Annotated in this window: 16 protein-coding genes; 6 read left to right on the top strand and 10 right to left on the bottom strand. The window is 44.2% G+C overall.

The annotated features are described in order from the left end of the window. Positions 1-36: 36 nt before the first annotated feature. Positions 37-723 (bottom strand): YggS family pyridoxal phosphate-dependent enzyme, encoded by a 687-nt coding sequence (locus ACYX4W_RS18240; RefSeq protein WP_476074136.1) that lies wholly within the window; start codon positions 721-723, stop codon positions 37-39. A 27-nt stretch (positions 724-750) separates the two neighbouring features. Between ACYX4W_RS18240 and ACYX4W_RS18235 the strand changes: the two genes are divergently transcribed. The 3 genes from ACYX4W_RS18235 (at position 751) to ACYX4W_RS18225 (ending at position 3,392) form a co-directional block, all read left to right on the top strand. Then, positions 751-1,794 carry a type IV pilus twitching motility protein PilT gene (locus ACYX4W_RS18235; RefSeq protein ID WP_179984303.1) on the top strand — a complete coding sequence of 348 codons (1,044 nt, stop codon included), beginning with the start codon at positions 751-753 and terminating at the stop codon, positions 1,792-1,794. Between the two features lie 8 nt (positions 1,795-1,802). Further along, entirely contained in the window at positions 1,803-2,915 is a 1,113-nt protein-coding gene (locus tag ACYX4W_RS18230) for a PilT/PilU family type 4a pilus ATPase (protein ID WP_474805322.1), read from the top strand. A 159-nt stretch (positions 2,916-3,074) separates the two neighbouring features. Further along, a complete protein-coding gene (locus tag ACYX4W_RS18225; protein ID WP_476074135.1) occupies positions 3,075-3,392 on the top strand; it encodes a putative signal transducing protein in 318 nt (105 codons plus the stop codon). 46 nt (positions 3,393-3,438) lie between these two features. On the opposite strand, the gene ruvX is transcribed toward ACYX4W_RS18225, so the two are convergent. The 4 genes from ruvX to ACYX4W_RS18205 form a co-directional block, all read right to left on the bottom strand. Beyond that, positions 3,439-3,870 carry a Holliday junction resolvase RuvX gene (gene ruvX / locus ACYX4W_RS18220; RefSeq protein ID WP_476074134.1) on the bottom strand — a complete coding sequence of 144 codons (432 nt, stop codon included), beginning with the start codon at positions 3,868-3,870 and terminating at the stop codon, positions 3,439-3,441. Further along, positions 3,863-4,429 (bottom strand): YqgE/AlgH family protein, encoded by a 567-nt coding sequence (locus tag ACYX4W_RS18215; RefSeq protein ID WP_476074133.1) that lies wholly within the window; start codon positions 4,427-4,429, stop codon positions 3,863-3,865. The genes ruvX and ACYX4W_RS18215 overlap by 8 nt, the downstream gene beginning before the upstream one ends. Before the next feature lie 139 nt (positions 4,430-4,568). Next, positions 4,569-5,522: a glutathione synthase gene (gene gshB / locus ACYX4W_RS18210; RefSeq protein ID WP_476075498.1), complete on the bottom strand. Its 954-nt coding sequence runs from the start codon at positions 5,520-5,522 to the stop codon at positions 4,569-4,571. 138 nt (positions 5,523-5,660) lie between these two features. Beyond that, the gene (locus tag ACYX4W_RS18205; RefSeq protein WP_474854958.1) at positions 5,661-6,389 is read right to left on the bottom strand and encodes a 16S rRNA (uracil(1498)-N(3))-methyltransferase; all 729 of its coding nucleotides are present in this window, start codon (positions 6,387-6,389) and stop codon (positions 5,661-5,663) included. A 791-nt stretch (positions 6,390-7,180) separates the two neighbouring features. Here ACYX4W_RS18205 and ACYX4W_RS18200 point away from each other — a divergent pair. Next, a complete protein-coding gene (locus ACYX4W_RS18200; protein ID WP_476074132.1) occupies positions 7,181-8,023 on the top strand; it encodes a mechanosensitive ion channel family protein in 843 nt (280 codons plus the stop codon). A gap of 82 nt (positions 8,024-8,105) precedes the next feature. On the opposite strand, the gene ACYX4W_RS18195 is transcribed toward ACYX4W_RS18200, so the two are convergent. Beyond that, entirely contained in the window at positions 8,106-8,903 is a 798-nt protein-coding gene (locus ACYX4W_RS18195; protein ID WP_476074131.1) for a M48 family metallopeptidase, read from the bottom strand. A 408-nt stretch (positions 8,904-9,311) separates the two neighbouring features. Here ACYX4W_RS18195 and ACYX4W_RS18190 point away from each other — a divergent pair, with 408 nt between their 5' ends. Further along, positions 9,312-11,114, top strand: a complete 1,803-nt coding sequence (locus ACYX4W_RS18190; protein WP_474805328.1) for a choice-of-anchor I family protein — start codon at positions 9,312-9,314, stop codon at positions 11,112-11,114. A gap of 147 nt (positions 11,115-11,261) precedes the next feature. Here ACYX4W_RS18190 and ACYX4W_RS18185 read toward each other — a convergent pair whose 3' ends face one another. From ACYX4W_RS18185 to ACYX4W_RS18170, 4 genes are all read right to left on the bottom strand, one after another. Continuing rightward, positions 11,262-14,288, bottom strand: a complete 3,027-nt coding sequence (locus ACYX4W_RS18185; protein ID WP_476074130.1) for a TonB-dependent receptor — start codon at positions 14,286-14,288, stop codon at positions 11,262-11,264. An 84-nt stretch (positions 14,289-14,372) separates the two neighbouring features. Continuing rightward, the gene (locus ACYX4W_RS18180; protein WP_476074129.1) at positions 14,373-17,087 is read right to left on the bottom strand and encodes a poly(beta-D-mannuronate) lyase; all 2,715 of its coding nucleotides are present in this window, start codon (positions 17,085-17,087) and stop codon (positions 14,373-14,375) included. A 357-nt stretch (positions 17,088-17,444) separates the two neighbouring features. Beyond that, positions 17,445-18,758 carry an MFS transporter gene (locus tag ACYX4W_RS18175; protein ID WP_179984293.1) on the bottom strand — a complete coding sequence of 438 codons (1,314 nt, stop codon included), beginning with the start codon at positions 18,756-18,758 and terminating at the stop codon, positions 17,445-17,447. Positions 18,759-18,809: 51 nt separating this feature from the next. Further along, on the bottom strand, positions 18,810-19,688 hold the full coding sequence (locus ACYX4W_RS18170) for an NAD(P)-dependent oxidoreductase (RefSeq protein ID WP_476055997.1): 879 nt from the start codon (positions 19,686-19,688) through the stop codon (positions 18,810-18,812). 625 nt (positions 19,689-20,313) lie between these two features. On the opposite strand from ACYX4W_RS18170, the gene ACYX4W_RS18165 reads away from it, so the two are divergent. Then, complete coding sequence (locus tag ACYX4W_RS18165) at positions 20,314-21,438, top strand: beta-ketoacyl-ACP synthase III (protein WP_476074128.1); 1,125 nt, start codon at positions 20,314-20,316, stop codon at positions 21,436-21,438. Positions 21,439-21,732 lie beyond the last annotated feature (294 nt).

Below are 21,732 nucleotides of genomic sequence, written 5' to 3'. Positions count from 1 at the left end.
TGGCTGTTCACTAAAAGCTCAGCACGATAGGTATCACTAAGTACGTTTACCAAAAATAGCAGTACCTATTCGAACCATGGTAGAGCCATATTGAATTGCTTCTGCCATATCACTACTCATTCCTACGGATAGGGTATCAAAATTGCTCAGTGATGTATGGTAGTGGTCAAATAATTCTTTTAGCTTAGTTAGCGTAGCGCGCTGTTGTTCTTCACTAGGATTGGCCTTGGGAATAGCCATCAAACCGCGTAAGCAAAGGCGCTCCTGTGACGTTACGAACTCAACTAAAGACGCTAATTCGTCGAGCGCTACGCCAGACTTACTGCCTTCATCATCAATGTTCACCTGAATACATACGTTTAATGGCGGCATTGAGGCTGGGCGTTGCTCATTAAGGCGGCGGGCTATTTTCTCTCTGTCTACTGACTGAACCCAGTCGAAATGTTCGGCTACTACTTTAGTTTTATTTGACTGAATAGGGCCAATCATATGCCACTCAATATCTTCGAGTCTTGAAAGTTCCTGAACCTTTTCAACACCTTCCTGCACGTAGTTTTCGCCAAACATTCGTTGTCCCGCTTCATACGCTTCAATGATATCTGATACGGGTTTTGTTTTGCTAACCGCTAGCAATTTAACGGTTTTTGGTGGACGATGTGCACTGGTAGCGGCTTGGTCTATTCCTTTTCGTGCGGAATCTAGTCTTTCTGCTATTGTTTGCATTATTCACCTTGTTTTGGAGAAGTGGTTGTGGATATTACCGAACTTTTGGCTTTCAGTGTTAAGAATAACGCCTCAGATTTACACTTATCAGCGGGCCTACCACCAATTATTCGTGTAGATGGAGAGATGCGTAAACTTAACGTGCCTGCCCTCGATCACAAGCAAGTTCATGGTCTTGTTTATGAGATTATGAATGACATGCAGCGCAAAGAGTACGAAGAAAACTTAGAAACCGATTTTTCATTCGAAGTAAATGGCTTGTCTCGTTTTCGTGTTAATGCCTTTGTTCAAAATCGCGGTGCCGCGGCGGTGCTGCGTACCATTCCTAGCAAGGTGTTAACCTTAGACGACCTTGGCGCGCCCGAAATTTTTAAAGACATCATCAATCAGCCTACCGGAATTGTGCTAGTCACTGGCGCTACAGGTTCGGGTAAAAGTACCACCCTAGCAGCCATGGTTGATCATATTAATACGCATAAACGTGAGCATATTCTTACCATTGAAGACCCGATTGAATTTGTTCACGACAATAAACTTAGTTTGGTAAACCAGCGTGAAGTACACCGCGATACGCACTCGTTTAATAACGCCCTGCGCTCAGCCCTTCGTGAAGATCCAGATGTTATTCTGGTGGGTGAGCTTCGTGACTTAGAAACCATTCGCCTTGCAATTTCAGCTGCAGAAACAGGCCACTTGGTATTTGGTACCCTGCACACTAATTCAGCACCGAAAACCATTGACCGTATCATTGATGTGTTCCCTGCAGAGGAAAAAGCCATGGTGCGCTCAATGTTATCGGAGTCGCTTCGCGCGGTTATATCGCAAACGTTACTTAAGAAAGTAGGTGGGGGCCGTGTTGCTGCTCACGAGATCATGGTGGGCATCCCAGCTATTAGAAACCTTATTCGTGAAGATAAAGTGCCGCAGATGTACTCGGTTATTCAAACCGGGCAAGCGCACGGTATGCAAACCATGGATCAATGCTTACAGCGATTGGTTGCTATGGGGGTCATTAGCAAAGAAGATGCGGCGGCAAAGTCGGTAGATAAACAGTCTATGAACAACTTCTAGAGGGCATCATGCTAGATTCACTATTACAAAAAATGGTTGATACCAATGCCTCTGATTTGTTTATAACGGCAGAGTTTCCGGTAAGTGCCAAAATCAACGGCAAACTTACCCCAGTAACAGAAAATGCCACGTCGGTAGAAGAATCGCTCGCGCTGGTTCACGAAGCGATGACTGAAAAGCAGCGAGACGAATTTCATACGTCGAAGGAGTGCAATTTTGCTATTGTGCGCGATGGCATTGGCCGTTTCCGTTGTTCTGCGTTTTGGCAACGAGACCAAGCGGGTATGGTTATCCGTCGTATTGTTACTCAAATCCCGAAAGCGGATGATTTAGGTCTTCCTCGGGTATTAAAAGAAATTATTATGTCTAAGCGCGGCCTTGTTCTATTTGTAGGTGGGACAGGTACCGGTAAGTCAACCTCGCTCGCGGCACTTATTGGGCATAGAAATGAAAACACTCATGGGCATATATTAACCATTGAAGACCCTATTGAGTTTGTGCACGAGCACAAAAACTGTGTTATCACACAGCGTGAAGTGGGCATTGATACCCAGTCTTTCGACGATGCTCTTAAAAGCTCGTTGCGTCAGGCGCCGGACGTGATTCTTATTGGTGAAATTCGCTCAATGGAAACCATGGAATATGCCATGTCGTTTGCCGATACGGGGCATTTATGTGTAGCCACACTGCATGCCAACAACGCGAACCAGGCCATTGAGCGTATCATGCATTTAGCACCTAAAGATCAGCACGATAAGCTGCGTTTCGATTTAAGCTTAAACATACGCGCTATTGTGGCACAGCAACTTGTGCCTACTCCTGACGGTAAGGGCAGGGTAGCGGCAATAGAAATACTGCTTAACTCGCCGTTAGTGCGCGATCTTATTCAGCGCAACGAAATAGGCGCATTAAAAGAAGCTATGAAAAAGGGTAAAGAGCAGGGCATGCAAAGCTTTGATATGGCTCTTTATGACCTTTATAAAGCGGGCAAGATTGATATGGACCAGGCACTTCACCATGCTGACTCGCCTAACGATTTGCGCTTAATGATCAAGCTTGATACCAGTGACGGCTCAAGCTTAGGCACCTTGTCTAATGTATCTATTGATATGGATGACTAGACGCAGCTTCTTCAGTGCTGCAGTTACACTTTGAAAAAGCGGCACCTAGATAATTACGTCATTGAGTAATTCGGTTTTCTTACTTAAAAAGCAGCTAAAGGGCTGCTTTTTCGTATAAGCTTTACGCGATGTGCATTATTTTTTGCAATAGGATAGCCATTGAAAAAACTTTTCACCTCACAAGACGCTTTTGAAATGCAAGCGGTTCGCAGCGAACTCGATGCGCTGTCTATTCCCTACATGGTAAAAAACGAATTTGCTGGTGGTGCTATAGGAGAGCTACCTTGGCAGGATTCTCAGCAGGAAGTATGGCTCGTCGACGATAGCTGGTATGCGCGAGCGTCGAAAGTTATCGAGGCCTTCGTTCACAAATCACGTAATACGAATAACAGCAGTGAAGACTGGCGATGTGACGCGTGTGGAGAGGAAAACGGCAGCGCATTCGATGTATGCTGGCAGTGCGGCGCGGAAAAATAGAAGTACAGGAACTAAAAATTAAAAGCAAAGAGTAGCGCAAAAGCGGCTACTCGTATTGGCTTTCGCTCCAGCTGGTGAAGATCACGCATGCTGATACGCTATCCACTTTATCCTTAGTAAGCTTTTTGTAGCCACCTAACTCAAACAGCATAGATTTAGCGTCTGTAGTAGTAAGACGTTCGTCACAGGTTTCCACTGCAACACGAAAACGTCCGTGGAGTCGATTGGCGAACTTGCGAGCTCGTTGGGTCATTTCCTGCTCTGTGCCGTCCATATTTAGCGGTAAACCCACAACGACAACATGGGGTTGCCATTCTTCATAAAGCTTTTCTATCAATGTCCAATCTGGAATGCCGTCTCGTGCCTTAACCGCCGCAAGCGGTGAGGCAGTGCCCGTAATTTCTTGACCTACCGCTACACCAATACTCTTGGTACCAAAATCGAACGCCAGTACAGTGCGATTTCCTATATCAGGCATGCCCAACTCCTGGCGCTAGCTGCCATACATCAACACCGAGTTTATTTACGGTTGCTTGCCATTTTTTATGCATAGGTGTGTTAAACAAAATTTCTTCGTCCGCTTCTATGGTTAGCCAGGCATTTTCCTGCATTTCCTTTTCAAGCTGACCGGGTGTCCACCCGGCGTAACCTAAAGCAATGAGCACGTCTTCTGGGCCCTCATCATTGGCGATAGCTGTCAAAATGTCCTTTGATGTAGTAACCATGATTCCTGGCGCGAGTTTAAGACTCGAAGCCCAAGACTTTTGCGACGAATGCAACACAAAGCCACGTTCTTGGTTGACCGGTCCGCCCGCAAGTACGATTTGTTCTGCCTTGTCTTCAGAAACTGTTAACTCTTTATCAGTTTGTTCAAGAAGTTGTTTGACGTTCATAGTAGAGGGCTGATTTACCACAATACCCATAGCACCCTCAGCATTGTGCTCACAAACATAAATGAGTGAACGTGAAAAGTAGGGATCGTCTAAGCTAGGCATTGCGACCAAAAAGTGATTTTGTAGGCTTTTTAATTCCGTCATAGTTTGCTTTTTACTACTATATTTTACTAACGTCTTTTACTTTAGAGGGCCTTTTAATATTAAGTATAAAAGGCCCTGCATTCACCCATGTTGAGCTTTATCTGAGCTTCTCGCGCCAGCGACTAGTGCAAAGCACGTTTTATCTGTTGGCTAAGCGCTTTTCAATTGCGTCAAACAGTGCGCCCATAATGTCTACGTCGTACGCGGCTTCTATTTCTCTTACGCACGTTGGGCTAGTAATGTTTATTTCTGTAATTTTATTGCCAATGACATCAAGCCCTACAAACAAAATATTATTTTCTTTAAGCGTCGGGGCAATGGCTTCAGCCAATGCGCGGTCTGAATCAGAAATAGGCTGAGGGCGGCCAGTGCCACCGGCGGCCAAGTTGCCTCTTGTTTCCCCTTTGGTTGGCAGTCGCGCTAAGCAGTATGGCATCACTTCACCATCTACTATTAATACACGCTTGTCACCGTCTTTAATCTCTGGAAGGTACTCTTGTACCATCATATAGCGGGTGCCTAGATGAGTCAGCGTTTCAATAATTACACCTAAATTATTACCGTCAGGTTTTACTCTAAATATAGAGGCCCCACCCATGCCATCCAGAGGCTTACAAATAATATCCTGATGCTTGGCATGAAACTCACGAATAAGCGCCTGATTGTTCGAAACTAGAGTATTCGGGATATGCTCTGGGAAATACGACGTAAACAATTTTTCGTTGTAGTCACGTAGGGCCTGAGGATTATTTACAACCAGTGCTCCAGCGTCTTGCGCTAGCGACAATATCTGGGTAGCGTACAGAAATTCGCTGTCAAAAGGCGGGTCTTTACGCATAAGTAAAACATCAATATCCCCTAAATGCAGGGTCGCTTCGTCTTCAATCGCATAGAAATCTGTCGCTTGGTCTTTAACCGACACGGTTTTGCCCAACCCCATAGGCTTACCATTGTCTAAATACAGGTCTTTTAGTTCGAAATAAACAACCTTTGCACCGCGGCGCTGAGCTTCAAGCATCATCGCAAAGCTTGTGTCTTTATGTGGCTTAACGCTTGCGATGGGGTCCATAATTACGCCAACGGTATATTGCATAATGTTCTCACCTTGAATGTTTATAAAATGCCGGCTCATATAGCCCTGCTGATAATCTTTGTATATTGGGTCACACCCTAATACTTCAAGTTATGGGTATAGCATAGGCCTGTAAAAAAAAGGGTTTAGACTATATCCTCAAAAGTCGCCGTGTTGTGCCTGGAGAATACTTAAACTGGTAATTGCCGCCGTTTCGGTACGTAAAATACGTGGGCCTAAACTTACCGATTGATAACCGTTTTCGTTAGCTTGGTGAATTTCTGTGTCTGATAACCCGCCTTCTGGACCTATTAGTAGTCGAAAGCCTTGCGTATTATAGGGTTGCCTCACTAAGCTTTGTTCTGCACCGGGTGCTAATACCAACCGCGTAGTATTGGTCGATGAGGACAGCCACTGACTTAAATTTACCGGGGCGTTAAGCACAGGAATAATATTGCGACCACTTTGTTCACAGGCTCCAATGATAATTTTCTGCCACTGCTGAATTTTCTTTTCCCAACGCGACTCGTCAAGCTTTACTGTGCATCGTTCAGTAATAACAGGCGTTATTTCTGTTACGCCAAGCTCTACACTTTTTTGTAACACAGTGTCCATTCTATCGCCCTTAGAAACACCTTGACCTAAGTGAAGGTGGAGGGGGGACTCTTTTGCTAAGGAAAGGCATGCATCGGCTTCAACCGTTACTTTCTTCCTTTGAACACTTATGACTTGTGCACTGTATTCGTTGCCATCGCCATTAAATAGCACGATAGGGCGATTGGGTTTTATGCGCAGCACAGTAGCGATGTGATGACCCGCATCTTCGGTTAATTCAAATTCTTGTTCTAAAGGAATGGGGTTGGGGTAATAAACTCTTGGTATACGCATAAGGAATCAGGTGTTTGGTTTTGATGCGTATGATACGTGTCAGTATATGCAGGTTGCAATGCTGTCGACGGCATCATGTAAATAATTGGAGAAAAACTTACACAAACGGCAACACGCGACCTATCTTTAATAATCACCTGACTCGTAGGTTTACTCTATGCCGCAGAGGGCGAAGAGTTGCTCGAAGAGTTTTCCAACACTGTGGAAGATGGCTTCGATTTTTGTGCTGGGCGGTATTCCGCTCTTGCATACTTAGTGTGTTTTCCTTTATCGGTGCGAAGTGAATACAAAAATAAACACAAAACAACCGAAAATAGGGTTATGAGAAGCAACATGCGTTAATCCTTTAAGTGACATAGTTTGCTAAAGCTCGTTCATGAGAACTAAAACAAACACATCGAAAACGATAATTTGGTTTAGTTCTTATGAGACTTTAGTCTAAAACTTTAAGGCTAAAAAATCATCAAAAAAAAAGTCTTAAAACTCGGTAACTTCCGACAAAGTTAAAAAGACAACAAAGCGCATTCAAGCTTCGGTGTAAAATAGTGCATTTGTTGAGTGACATGTGTGTGACAATTATTCAAAAAAATACTTAAACTTTGGTATACGTTGTACCCAAGATTAGCGTTATGTATCGCTACTTTTGGATAATGCTAACACTATCAAAGGCCTATAGGGCTTAGACTTTAGGGCGAATTTATGCTGTTTGGACCTATTGTGTATTGGTGATAATACGAATAGCTGCTACCGTATACGTGCTAATTACAACTAACCATGACAAGGACCATATTATGGAAGAAAAACTCTCACTTTTTTCAGCAAGTGATGTTGAAAGGTACATAAACGACTACGCCATTCCGTGGGGTATCAACATTTTAATGGCAATAGCGATTTATGTAGTCGGTAAAATCGTAGTTGGATTTATTTTGTCTTTATTTAGACGCCTGATGGCTAAGTCTAAATATGATGACATGTTAGTAGATTTCCTAGAGGCGATAATCAGCGCTATTTTGATGTTATTCGTTATAGTAGCGTCACTGAATCAACTAGGTGTGGATACTACTTCTCTTGTTGCTATTTTAGGTGCGGCTGGTTTAGCCATTGGTCTGTCACTTCAAGACTCACTTAAAAACTTTGCAGCAGGCGTAATGCTATTAGTATTTAAGCCGTTCAAAGCAGGTGATTTTGTTGAAGCTGCGGGTACTGCTGGATCAATCAAAAAGATTGGTATTTTCACAACTACAATGAATACGCCTGATAACAAAGAAATTATCGTTCCAAACGGTAATATCTATAGCGGTAACATCACTAACTACTCTGCTAAAGATACTCGCCGTGTAGATATGGTTGTTGGTATTGGTTATGACGCCGATTTACTGAAAGCTAAGCAAGTATTGCAAGAAATGGTTGCAGCAGACGACAGAATTTTAGCTGAACCTGCTCCAACTGTAGCGGTTTCTGAACTTGCTGATAGCAGCGTTAACTTTGTAGTACGCCCTTGGGTAAATGCTGCAGATTTCTGGGCAGTTAAGTTCGATTTTACAGAGCAAGTTAAACTTCGCTTTGATAAAGAAGGTATATCAATTCCATTCCCACAAATGGATGTGCACCTACACAAACAAAACGGCGAGTAATCGTTATCTTGAAAACGAAAAACGCTGCTTGATGCAGCGTTTTTTTTGCCTAAAAAAAGTATAGCCCTATAAGGCTGTGCTTTTATTTACAGTTAGGTCGATACGCCGTGGCCTGGTAGTCAGCATAGGCAGCGGGCATATTTGCCTGTAGGTTATCAATTCTTGTTTGAGGTGCAGGGTGAGTTGATAATAGTTCCATTGGGCGTTCTCCGCCGCTCGCCGCATCCATATTTTGCCATAAGTTTACAGACTGCCTTGGATCAAACCCGGATTTTGCCATCAATTGAAGACCGATAACATCGGCTTCCGATTCATGGGTTCTGCTAAAAGGTAACTGAACACCTACTTGCACGCCTAAACCAATAGCCGCCATAATCGGACCTGATTGAGGGACTTCGTTCGCTGCCAATATTTGACCTACTGCTTGACTACCTACATTAATCAACGTTGACTGAGACATACGCTCGTTACCATGCTCTGCTATAACGTGTCCTACTTCGTGACCAATTACCGCAGCAAGCTGGTGCTGGTTTTCCGCTACATTTAACAAGCCTGTATAAACACCTATTTTTCCGCCGGGCAGTGCGAACGCATTAACCTGTTCATCGTCAAACACTACTACTTCCCATTGACCACTAAAAACGCTTGTCGGAACTTGGGCAGTAATGGCGTTTGCAACGCATTCCACATAGGTATTTTGTACTGCTTTACTCGATATTTTTAGCTCTTCTTTCATACCTGAAAAAGCTTGATCGCCCATTTGTGCGAGCTGGGCTTCTGAATAAAGTAATACTTGATTTCTGCCGGTAGGAGATGTTGCACATGCGGTTAATGTGAGCGCAGCAGCAATAACCGCTGAGGCAGTGAATTTCAATTTCATAGTTAATCCTTTTGATTGCTGAATACACTCATTTTTAGTGACGCTGTCACAAAAAATGATATTCCATTCAGTTTATACATCTGTTTGACCGTATTAGTATCAGATAGCGAGAGTAAATAAAACTAGACATTCGCGCTAAAGATACTGCTTTGTGCTCACGGGCGTTTCTATTGGATTCAATAAGTAATAAAAGATGTTGAAATATGCACTTACAATTGGCGCAAAGTCGGCTAGGTGTGTACTTTTTATAGAAAAATGACACGCTTTTGCCTTCTTAATATTTGTGTCATAAACTGATTTTAATTTATACATAGAAGTTGAATAAATTTTCTGGTGTACTAGGAGCAGAAATCCCAGATTTCTCGGACCTCGCAACGTACGACAAAAAACAATTAAAAAGGAAATCAAATGGCAGTGCGTAACAAGTTTAAATACGGATTAATTGCATTTTTAGTTTCAGCTGCGCTCACAGGATGCGGCCTTGATGGTGACGATGGTGCTCAGGGTGAAACAGGAGCACAAGGGCCACAGGGCGAACAGGGTGATCCAGGTACTGATGGCAGCGACGGCACCGATGCTTCTATCGGTATTGCAATGGATATCGTTGGTCGTGCCTTCTTAGGCAATCAAACGGCAGCTGAAATCGTTCAATATCATTCTGATTCCAGCACTATTTACGCCACTAACGGCGAAACAAATACAATTGCAGTTATTGATGCCTCAGGCGTTAGTACGGCAACAATGTCAGATCCAATCAATACGACCACGCTAACACCGACTACGATAGCATTACCTGCTGACATTAACGGTGTCGCACTAGGCAGTTTAACAAGCATTGCAATAAGCGGTGACCTTATGGCCGTTGCAGTACCTGCGGATGTTAAAACTGATAATGGTTACGTGTTGTTTTACAACGGACTTGATAGCTCTGCTCCCGCATTTTTAGACTCGGTAGAGGTAGGCGCACTACCTGATATGGTCACTTTCACCCCTGATGGCGGTAAAGTGTTAGTAGCCAACGAAGGCGAACCGTCTGATGACTATACTGTTGATCCTGAAGGTTCTATCACGGTTATCAACATTCTTGCCAGTGGTGAGCCTGAAGAAACAGGCACTACCGTAGGCTTTAGCGCATTTAACGGCAGTGAAGCTGAGCTTATAGCACAAGGAATGATGTTCCCAAATCCAGCAGGACGCACAATTAATGGAACAGCTATCACCTCGACTGTAGCGAAAGACCTAGAGCCTGAATATATTACGGCGACTAACGATGTTGCCTATGTAAGTCTTCAGGAAAACAATGGCCTGGCGATATTAGATTTAGAAGAGTTAACCGTGGATGTTGTTGGTTTAGGGACTAAGTCTTGGGCTGGCCTTAACATAGATATCCAAGAGGATGATGCGGTTAGCTTTGGCCAATATACTGGCCTGTATGGTGTATATCAGCCAGATACTATCGCTAATTTTACGTGGAAAGACGCAACTTTCATCGTGACTGCGAACGAAGGTGACGCCCGTGAGTACTTCTTTGAAGCTGCTGATGAAGCTGCATGTACTGCCGCTGGTGGTGTTGATTTCGACGAAGATGATGGTTGCCTTGCCTACACAGATGAAGTGAAAGTAGAAGACCTAACGGCTGCTGCAAACTCTGAATTGGCCATGCTACAAGCAACAGGTGAGGCTGATGATTTACGTGTAACTTCAGCTATGGGTGATGCTGATGGAGACGGTGAGTACGAGGCAGCATACGCTTACGGTGCGCGCTCATTTACCATTTGGGATCAAAACGGCTTAGTGGTTTATGACTCTGGCGACGATTTTGAACGCATTACCGCTTCAGTTCACGGCGCACAGTTCAATAACGGTGACGACGAAAACGCTAGCGATTCACGTTCTGAGAACAAAGGACCAGAGCCAGAGGCATTGACCGTGGGTCAAGTTGGCGACCGTACTTATGCATTTATCGGTACAGAGCGCATGGGTGGTATTTTTGTTTACGATGTAACGAACCCTTACGATGTTCAATTTGCTGAGTATGTGATCAACCGCAATCTTACCGAAGGTTTAACCAGCGATGATGTTATTGGTGACCTTGCGCCAGAAAGTTTGGTATTTGTTAGCGCTGACGACAGCCCAAGTGGTGTGCCTCTTCTTGTTGTAGGCAATGAAGTTAGCGGTACAGTATCGGTATGGCAAATTAACCAGCTGTAATTTAACACTAAATAGTTAAACAAAAACCCGCTTAATTAAGCGGGTTTTTTATTATCTAATAAAAAAGCCCGAGCTTGAACTTGGGCCTTTCAGAGTCGCGTAATCCCTTGCGTTTGCTAAGGCATTATCTGTTGCGATTGGAAGTGCTTAGTACTTAACCGTAACACCTGCAAACAAGCGAGGACCATAGTCGTTAACTTCGCCAAGGTTACCTTGAACGTAGTAGTCTTGAGACTTAGGTGCGCTGAATAGGTTAATTGCTTCAACCTTAACACGTACGTGGTCATTAACCTTGTACGATGCGCGTGCTTCCCACACACCTACCTCGTCTACGTAACGCAAGCGCGTCCCGTTGCTGGTGTAAGGTTGGAAATATTCGCTTCTGTACTTATAGATAAGCGCTGTATCTAGGTCTCCAATCTGGTAATAAACCTGACCGCTAAACACATGCTCAGAGAATCCAGGTACAGCGCCCGGAGGAATGATACCTTGGGTTAACTGAGTAGTATTACCGTCAAGGTCGGTAATAAATGTATCACCGTAATTACTATCCTCAAACTCGTAATCTGTGTCAGCATAGTTATAACCAAACTTAACACCAATACCACTATCCCAACGATAAGCGATTGAGGTTTCGATACCAATGATGCTGCTGCTTTCGTCTGTTGTTACAGAGTTAGTAATAGGCAAGTCATAATCGTCACCTTCAATTTCAAACGTTTCTAGCACCGTTTGCTGTTGGAAGCCACCGTTAAACTGCTTGTAGTAAACACCGAAAGCAAAAATTGAGTCTTCATTCGGATACCATTCAATGGCAACGTCATAGTTCCAAGACATAAGTGGCTTAGTACTCGGGTTACCAGAACCGTTTACGCCAACAATTAAGTCTGAAATAGTCGTAGGAGCCACTTCATCATCAGTTTGGAACGTACGGCTAAAGCCTAGGTCTGATGGGTCTGCGCGAGACATACCGCGATAAATACCAGCACGTAGCAAAATATCGTCGCTATAATCCATTACGAAGTTAGCGCTAGGCAGCACTTCAGTGTAGCTACCACCACCTTCGATACGCTCAACCACTGAGTCATCTTCAACAAGTGTCAGTGTACCCAGTTCACCTTCAATAACTTCAAATGAATTTCTGAAGCCAATTGAAGTAACTTCAGTGTTTACAACACGAACACCAAAGTTACCGCGAATGAATTTACCCCACATTTCTGTGTCGTAGTTCGCCATCAAATAACCGGCATAAGTGCGCTCAGTGACATCTATTGTTCCCGAGTTCTCATATTCCAACTCAGGGTAAGCGAAATCATCGCCGTTAGATGCAGCTACGGCACGGGCGAAGCAGTTGTTGTCATAGGTTGCCCACGAAGAACCAGTGCCGCTATCTACGGTATTTCCGTCTCCATCAACGTGAGTAATAATGTCACCGTCTGAAACAGAAGATAAGAAGTCACTTTCTGGGAAGTCAATTTGACAGCCTTGCATAAGTGCAATTGCTTGGGCGATCTCTTCTTCGTCAGATGAGCCTTCAGTCGGAGAGAAGGTCCATTCAGTTCTAGAACCGTTACCTTGAGAACCGCCTAGCTGAACGAATGTCATTTCAGAGGCACGTAAGCCACCTTCGATGCTTACAAAAACGTTGTGGTCAAGAATATAGCTAAAATCTACTCTAGCCGACTTAACTTCGTTTTCGCGCGTATTTTCTCTGTCTGCACGGGTACGTAAGCTATCGTAGAAGTTAGTGATATCAGTCACGTCAAAGTTCTGTACCGTGAAATGAGGAATATCATCACCCATATCCCACGAGAAGAATTGTCTGTCTTCGGTGCGGGCACGGTTTGAAATTTGTAGCTCTTCACGCTCGGTTTTTGAGTAGGAAAGGTCGAAACTTAACGTTAATGCATCAGTAGCGAAGTGCTCAACATTGATACCAAAACCGTGGTAAGTCTCGTCACGCGAGAACTGTTCACCAGAGCTTTCGATACGATCTTGGCCTTCCCAGTGTAGAATGCCGCCCACATCATTGGTCACCAACGTAGGGCCAGTCAAACCAGGTATCGCACGCTTTTGTAGGAAGATTAAGTCGTGTCTTGCTTCTTGTTGCAAGCGATTCGAGTACTGGAAGTCAGTGTTAATATCCCAGGCGTCATTAGGCTGAAACTGTAGTGCTAAGAAGAATGCATCTCGCTCATCAGATGTTTCGTTTTGACGATAGCTACGAGAACTACCTGTCCACGCATAAGGTGAACCTGCACTGATTGCCTCACCAGTTTCTGGGTCGATTTCTGTGTTGTAGCCTTGGTTTGAGCTACCGCTAACCTGGTCTTCACAGTCGCCAGCGCTGCTGCGGAAAAAACCTTCATTAGTGTTGGTAGGATCGTTCAAACACGCCCATAGTGAAGAGCCCGTTGGGCTAGAGCTTCTGTACTCGGCCTCAGGTTGAGTTATATCCTGGCGCTGGGCACCGATAGAGATACCTAACGCAGAGCCGTTATTGAACTCAAACTGGTCAACATAGCTTATCGTTCCACGATAGCCTAAGTCACTATGCAGTGAGTTATCTACATTGCCTTCGTCAGGGTTATAGTTGCCTTTAACTTCACCCTGAATACGCTGTTTGCCGTAATCAAGAGGTGCAACAGTTTCTAAGGCGATAACACCAGCCACACCACCTTCAATCATAGAGGCGTCTTGGGTTTTATAGATAGCAATTTTCTTAACCAGTTCGCTTGGGAACTGTGAGAAGTTAACCGAACGGTCACCGCTACCATTAGTCGCTTCACGGCCGTTAATGTGCGTCGCACTTAAGAACGGACCTAGACCACGAATAGTAATTTCTGTAGCACCACCATTTTCACGGTGTGACGCTGCGCCCGTAATTGATTCTAGTGCTTCACCAATAGAAAGCGCAGGTAGATCACCAATGTCTTCGGCCGATAAGCCGTCAACAACAGTAGTAGATTCGCGCTTGATTGAAATTTGGTCTTGTATAGTACGACGTGAGCCAACAACGTCGATAACTTCTACGTCCTCCGCTGCGGTCTGCTCTTGCGTTTCTTGCGCTTGTACCGAAAAAGCGGCAGTGCTGGCTACACCAGCAATGAATGCGGCTCTTACCCAACGCGCAGTTGGGTTTAGGGTAAAGGGTGTGCTTCTTTTCAACGACATTACAATTTCTCCGTTGTGTTATCGATGCACTAACGCCCCGAAGGGCGCAGTGACTTAATGTGTAGGGTATTTGTGTTTTATGTATTAATTATCTGCCGTCCATGTAGAGCCAGCACCTACATCAGTAGACTGAATGTAGTAAAGCCCTTTAGCTCCAGCGACTGCTTGTGCACCGTTCGGGTCGGTTTCAATTAGACCGTTGGGAGCGGTAACAAACTCTGGCACTTCCTTGCCATTGTCTGCGGGGTTTTGGTCGATAGCGCCGTCGGTATCAAATTCGCCGTTGCCGTTAAGGTTGCGAATGTCTACCCAAGACTCATCTTCAACATCGCCCGATGCATAGCTATCGGTAAAGCCGAAGTTGTTAGAAAGTAGTGATTCTTCGTGGTTAATTAGATCACAGTCGTATTCAAAAGCGTGGTCACTACTAATCGCTTCAGAATCAAATGCAAGCCCAAGCGTGCTTTCTTTATCTGCTTCGTTAAAGCCATTTGCAATTGCATTAGCATCGAAGTCGATTACAAAGAAGTTTTTGGTAAGACCATAAAGAACTGGCGCGTTATCTGCAGTTAGTTCGTCACAGTCACCCACAGGTGCTCTGCTGCCAATCTCGGTGCTGAACACAATGGGTTGAAGTGAGTTTAGTACGGTATTCTTGGTAACAGTTAGCGTTAGGTCACCGCTGCCGTCAAGCACAGCTTGGTTACCTGCGTTAGGTACACCGCCGTCAGCTTGAGAAAATGGGTTAGCCGTGAACACTAAGCCGCCAGCTTCTTTATTGCCTGAACGAATACCTGCAATGTAGTTATTCGTTACCGTATGACCGAGCGGTGTCATCAATACACCACTTGGGCGTTCGTCTGAACCAGAAATATCAGTGGTCCGAATAATGATATTGTCAGCAACGGTGTTAAACCCACCGTCTTCTAAGGAAATACCGCCTTTCGGGTCAATAATCGTGTTACCTTGAATAGTAGCGCCAGACGTTTGAACACGCATTAGGCGACGGCCTGAAGTGAAGTTATCAATACGGTTGTACTGAACAACAAAGTTAGCGTCTTCTGCCGCATCTGCACCCGTAGTGCTTCCGATGTTAAGAAGCAGTAGGCTTGATTGGTTGAAGTTCGGGTTAACCGCATTTTCAAACAAATTGTACTGGATTGTATGGTTTAGGCCCGAAGAAGAGAGCTTGATTACCGAGCCTTTAACCGCGTTGTTTCTATTGCGGAAGGTATTACGCTCAATCATGGCGCCTTCACCATTAACAACAAGCCAATGATGAGTTTCTTCATTCAATGTGGTCTGGTCGCCGTCCATTGTATTTTCAGCAAAAGTGAAGTTATCGCCTTCTGAATAAATAACTGCGGCTGCTTCGCTTTCACAGTAAGAATCTAATGCCGTATCAATGCTTTCAAAACGCATGCCCTTTATTGCTGCACCGTCTACAGTACTAGCAACATTTATACATGCTTCACCAGATATGACCGGCGTTTCGCCTTCTACTGCAGTCATGGTTACAGCACTGGTTAATAAAATTGGTGCTAGGTCAGCATAAACGTTGGTGTTTAGACCTAAGACATCGCCGTCGGCAAGGCCGCTATTAAGTGCACTTTCAAGACCGGCTTTATCGTTAACTACAGTAGTATAAACAATGGTATCAACAGCATCTGATGCTGAACCTTCAAAACCGTCATTATCGGTGTAAGAGGCTTCTACAGAAATGATTGCGCCAGCGTTAGCACTTGGTGTGAAAGTGCTGCTGTTGCTATCAGCAATCGCTACGCCATCAGCAAACCATGTGTATTCAACGCTTGCTTCGTCAAACCCATTATTGTCTGTCAGTGTTGCCGTTAATACACCGTCTACCAAATAAGGGACGGTTCCCGTTATTTCAATTGAGCCAGCCTCGTCAACAGCTTGCTCATTAACAGGAATGGTAGGTTCTGAGGTAATAACTTCTTCAAAACCATTATCATCAGTATAAGACGCTTCTACCGTAATGACCTGGCCTACAAGGCTTGCGTCAACGACGTAACTGCTTTGAGTAGCACCTGAGATGGCAACGTCATCGCCATACCATTGGTATGTCACTTCACCGGTAGCGCCATCTTCATCGCTAATTTCTGTAGAAAGGGTGTTGCCAACAGTAGGCGTGCCTACAATAACGATTGCACCTTCTGAATTTACGCGACCTACAGGGTCTGTTGGTTCAGACATAGGGGCTTCATCGAAGCCGCGGTTATCAGTAAAAGCCGCTGATACGGTAATAACCTTACCAAACTCATTTTCTGTAAGCGTGATTGTAGATGTAACTTCATTCTCAATAGCAACATCATCTGCATACCACGTATAAACAATGCTTTCTGGTTCTACACCGTTTTCATCTGAAACTGTGGCAGTAAGCATACCGCCTACTACAACATCGCCAGAGATGGCAATACTTGACTCAAACGCTATTGCCATTACATCACTTGTTGGTTCACTCACGTGAGATTCGTTAATACCACCATCGTCAGTATAAGAGCCTTGCACCGTAATAGCCGAACCAATTTGATCGTCAGTAAGAGTAAAACTTGCACCGCTTGCGTCAGCAATAAGTTGATTGTCAGCGTACCAAAAGTAGTTTACGTCTGATGAAATACCATCTGGGTCGCTGACTGAGGCAGTTAGCGTTTCGCCAGAAGTTGGCGTACCAGATAGCGTGATACTACCTAGGGTATTAGGGTTGTTATCAGAATCTACATCACATCCCGTAATGGCTGCGGCTATGGCGCAAAGTGCAAATGCTTTAATCTTCATGATGGCATCGTGCTCCAAGTTAAAGTATAGGGTGGTAAAGTTTTTATTGTGTTTTGGTGTTACCAATATGTGTATTTGTTTTTACCAAATTGGTAATAAGGCTAATAAAAACACAATTTATTAACATTTGCTAGCAAATTTACTAAATTTCTTAAAAATTAAGACGTTTAAAATGAGCTTGATAAAAGGGATTAGCGGAATTGGTCAGATAGGTCTGGGGTCAGAGTACTTTTCACTGTGACAGCAAGATAAGTTTTAGGTTAGGGGGCAGGTTATAGACACCTGTTAGTTGGGTTTACGTTATGGGTAAAAAATGCGCTACCAGACACCTAATAATTCTGATAGCGCATCAATTTACTAACGCTTAGGCTTAAGCATTTCTATTTTTGGGATAAGAAGCCAAATGGCTGCAATTGCAATGATAGCTAACGACGCTCCTATGACGAAGGCTGGCGTATAATTACCATCTGCAGTAAGCCATGGAACCAACGATGTTAAGCCCACCGCACCCAGCTTCGCCGCCATACCTGAAAAACCAGATAGCGTACCCACGGCTTTTTTACCAAACAAATCACTCGGAAGGGTTTGAACGTTACCTATTGCTGTTTGGAAGCCGAACAGGATAACCGCCATAATAAGCACCGCTACCGTTGGCGCGCCAGGATCTGACATTGCGATAAGAGCAGGAAGCATTATTAGACAACCCAAGGTGATAACTAGCTTCCTTGTCTTGTTCGGCGTCCAGCCAGCCGCTATACGATTTTGCGCCAACAAACCGCCAAACCATGCGCCAAGCATTGCGCCCACATAGGGCACCCAGCCGTATATACCTATCTCGGTAACGTTCATGCCATACACTTCGTTAAGGTAGATAGGGATCCAGAATACAAATAACCACCAAATAGGGTCGATTGCCGCCGAAGCGATAATTACGCCCCAGCTTTCTTTGCGAGAAAGCAGTTCACCTGTTGAAGGGCTGTATTCCTCCATTTCCTTGGCATTACCATTTTCATCTTTATCTTCGCTCATGGTGCGCTGACCAGAAAGAATATAGTGCTTTTCTTCCTCGGTAATCCAAGCGTGCATCGCTGGTGGAGCTTTAACTATAATAACCCAAGGCAATAGCCATAAAAGACCGATGGCACCTACGATAATAAATACCGCCTGCCAGCTAAAATGCAGAGTTAAAAAGCCAATAATTGGAAAGGCTATGATGCCACCAATAGCCGCACCAGAGTTAAAGATGCCTTGGGCTAGCGCACGCTCTTTCGTAGGAAACCATTCGGCGTTACCTTTGGTTGCACCAGGCCAGTTACCAGCTTCGGCAATACCTAAAATCGATCTAAAGATACTGAAGCTCAACATGCCTTGCGCAAATGCATGAGCAATAGTGGCGAGTGACCAAACACCGATAGAAAGAACGAAGCCAATTCGCGTTCCAATCCAGTCGAAAATCTTACCGAAAATCGCCTGACCAAACGCGTAAGAGAAAACAAACACGATGGAGATATTAGCGTAAATCTGTTTCCTTTCTAACGCTGATTCATCTGGAAACAAGTCTTCTACAATAGCAGGCCATAATACGCTTAAAGCTTGTCTATCGATGTAATTTATAATTGTTGCGAGAGCAATAAGTGTAATTACCCACCAACGTAGACCTTGAATTTTCACGGCATCACTTCTCTTTTAGGTTGTGTATAGTTTCGCCAGAGCGTTCGTTTACTACTTATCTAATTTGACAAAATAGTCGTAGATTTCAGGAACGTTGCCGTTACCCAAGCCGGCGTCAAAGGCTGCTTGTAAATTAGCTGATGAACCTTCAGCAATTTTCGACTCAGTACCTAAGTCTTCTACCATCTTCAAGAAATAGCCTAAATCCTTGTTGGCATTAGCAATAGAAAAGCCTAAGTCACTATTATTATCCACTGCATAGTTTTTGCAGAATTGCATAAATGGCGAGTTAGATGGACCTGCAGACATGATGTCGAAAAGCTGTTGGCGGTCAACGCCAGCGCGCTCTGCTACAGCAAAAGCTTGTGACATTGCACATACGGTGGTCATACCCATGAAGTTATTAATCAGTTTTGTAGTGTGACCTGCACCAAGCTGACCGAGGTAAAAGACATTTTCACCTTGTTCATCAAGAACTGGTTTCACTTTTTCAAACGTTTCTTTGTCGCCAGACGCCATAATATTAAGTAGGCCATCTTTCGCATGTGCAGGAGTTCGACCTAGTGGTGCATCTACCATACCTACGCCTTTGGCTGCTAAGTCTGCGCCAATTTTTCTTGTTGAAGAAGGAATAGAAGTTCCAAAATCAATAACCACGGCACCTTCTTTTAGCCCCGCCATAATGCCGTCTTCAGCATACATTACTGATTCGACAATATTCGATGTCGTTAAGCAAAGCATGACGATATCCGCGGTTTCAGCTAATTCCTTACCTGTTTTTGCAACCTTTGCGCCGCGTTCGGTGCACTTAGCCACTGCATCAGGGTTTAAGTCCATAACTGTGGTTGGAAAACCTTTGTTTAAAAGGTTTTCAACCATGTTGCCGCCCATTAGACCAAGTCCGATGAAACCAATTGATGGTTTAGACATTATCTTTTCCTCATAAGTAAAATTTCGAAGGTTAGATACAACCTCGTCACCTTTGGTATCACCTAGTCTTAAACAGATTATTGCCGAAAAGACGGCACTGAATAATCGAGAGACTATTGTTATTACCAATTTAATGTTTAAACCCTATTTCTATCTTGCCAATTTGTCAACCAATATCGCGTTGAAGGTCATTATTTTGTAAATAAATTGTAGAGGTGCGAGGGCGTCTATTTGCTAGTCACTTTAATTTACGTTCGTTTTAAATCTCTAACTCTCTAATATTTTGAGGTTTTTGTTTGCTTACTTAAGCTGTGGATGTGAAAGGGAAAGAAGTTGATTTTGTTTCTTTGAATAAACAATTCTTTTTGGAGTGGCTCAATGGATGCTGTTTTATTGGTCAAGTCAATTCTATTTCAGCAGCGATTTAGGTGTTTGAGTGGGAACGGTGGCTTTCACCATAGTTACAGTGACCACGGATTAAGGTAAGCTATAGCTCATAAAACGCAGTCGTATTGCTAACAAAAGGTACGATTAGGCTTAATTGCACTGGCACCGTAGCGTGAAGGACACGAAGTAACGCGACGTTTTAAAAGCCAGAAGTGTTAACAGATAATAGAGAATGCTTATGTCTCAACAAATAGTGATTAGCGGTGTGGGTGTTTGGCACCCAAAAGACAGTATTACCAATGAAGAACTAGTAGAAAGTTATAACGCATACGCCGACGCGTTTAACGCTGAAAACAAAACTAAAATTGAAGCAGGTGAGCTAGCCGCCGTGCCTTACTCAAGTGCAGAGTTTATTGAAAAGGCGTCGGGAATTAAAAGTCGCTATATTTATCAAAAAGAGGGCGCGCTAGACATCACTCGCATGAAACCAAAAATTGCGCCGCGAGCAGATGATGAACTTTCTCATCAGGCGGAAATTGCCGTTGAAGCCGCTAAGTTAGCTATGGCTTCAGCGAATGTGAGTTCGGATGAGATTGATGCCGTTATTGTATCGTGTGCCTACACACAACGTGCCTATCCCGCTATCGCTATTGAAGTGCAAGAAGCACTGAACATTGAGGGCTTTGGCTTTGATATGCTAGTCGCCTGCTCAGCAGCAACCTTCGGCATGCATCGCGCTTATGAGATGCTAAGCGCTAGAAATGCTACTCGCGTACTTGTTATCAACCCTGAGTTAGTTTCTCCTCAAATTAACTACGCAGACCGAGACAGCCACTTTATCTTTGGTGACGTAGCAACAGCGACTGTGTTAGAACTCGCTGAAACGGCTAAAAGTGAACACGTCTACGACGTGCTTAGCACTAAGGCACTGACGAAGTATTCAAATAATATTCGTTCGAATTTTGGTTATATGACCCGTGCTGAAGATGTCGATCCTTACGGTCCTGACAAGCTTTTCCACCAGGCTGGGCGCAAAGTATTTAAAGAGGTTTGCCCGATGGCTGCGGCTCATATTGAAGCGCACCTAGCAAGCCATGACATCACACCAGAAGGCGTGAAGCGTTGGTGGCTGCACCAAGCTAATATTAATATGAATACCTTAATTTGTAAGCGCTTATTGGGGCGCGATGCAGACAGAACAGAAGCGCCCATCGTACTCGATGAATACGCAAACACTGCTTCTGCGGGTTCTGTTATTGCTTTTGGTTTGAATCATGAAGACTTAGTCTCTGGCGATATCGGAGTGCTTTGCTCTTTTGGCGCGGGCTATTCAATTGGTTCCTTGGTAATTCAAAAACGGTAAAGGTTTAATCGGTAAAAGCTCAGAGCGCAGGCTTGGCCTGCGCATCACGAAGGACGTAAGTTAACTATTTATTTTGTGAGCCCGTTTTACCAACTCGTTGCTCTATCTAATACGGCAATAGGACAAGATGCACAGCATAAGTGCAGTTCTTGCTGCTACTTAGGAGTTATACAAAAAACGAGATGGAGTTTTGCAGCATCTAACATGGTCGGTATATATCGAGTGTTACCAATGTAATGATCTGCTAGCACGCAGATCTATGCCTCCTAATAATGATAATAAAGGTGAGATAAA

Source organism: Alteromonas sp. ABH4_454 (assembly GCF_056311775.1).
This window is presented reverse-complemented; position numbering and strand designations above follow the sequence as displayed.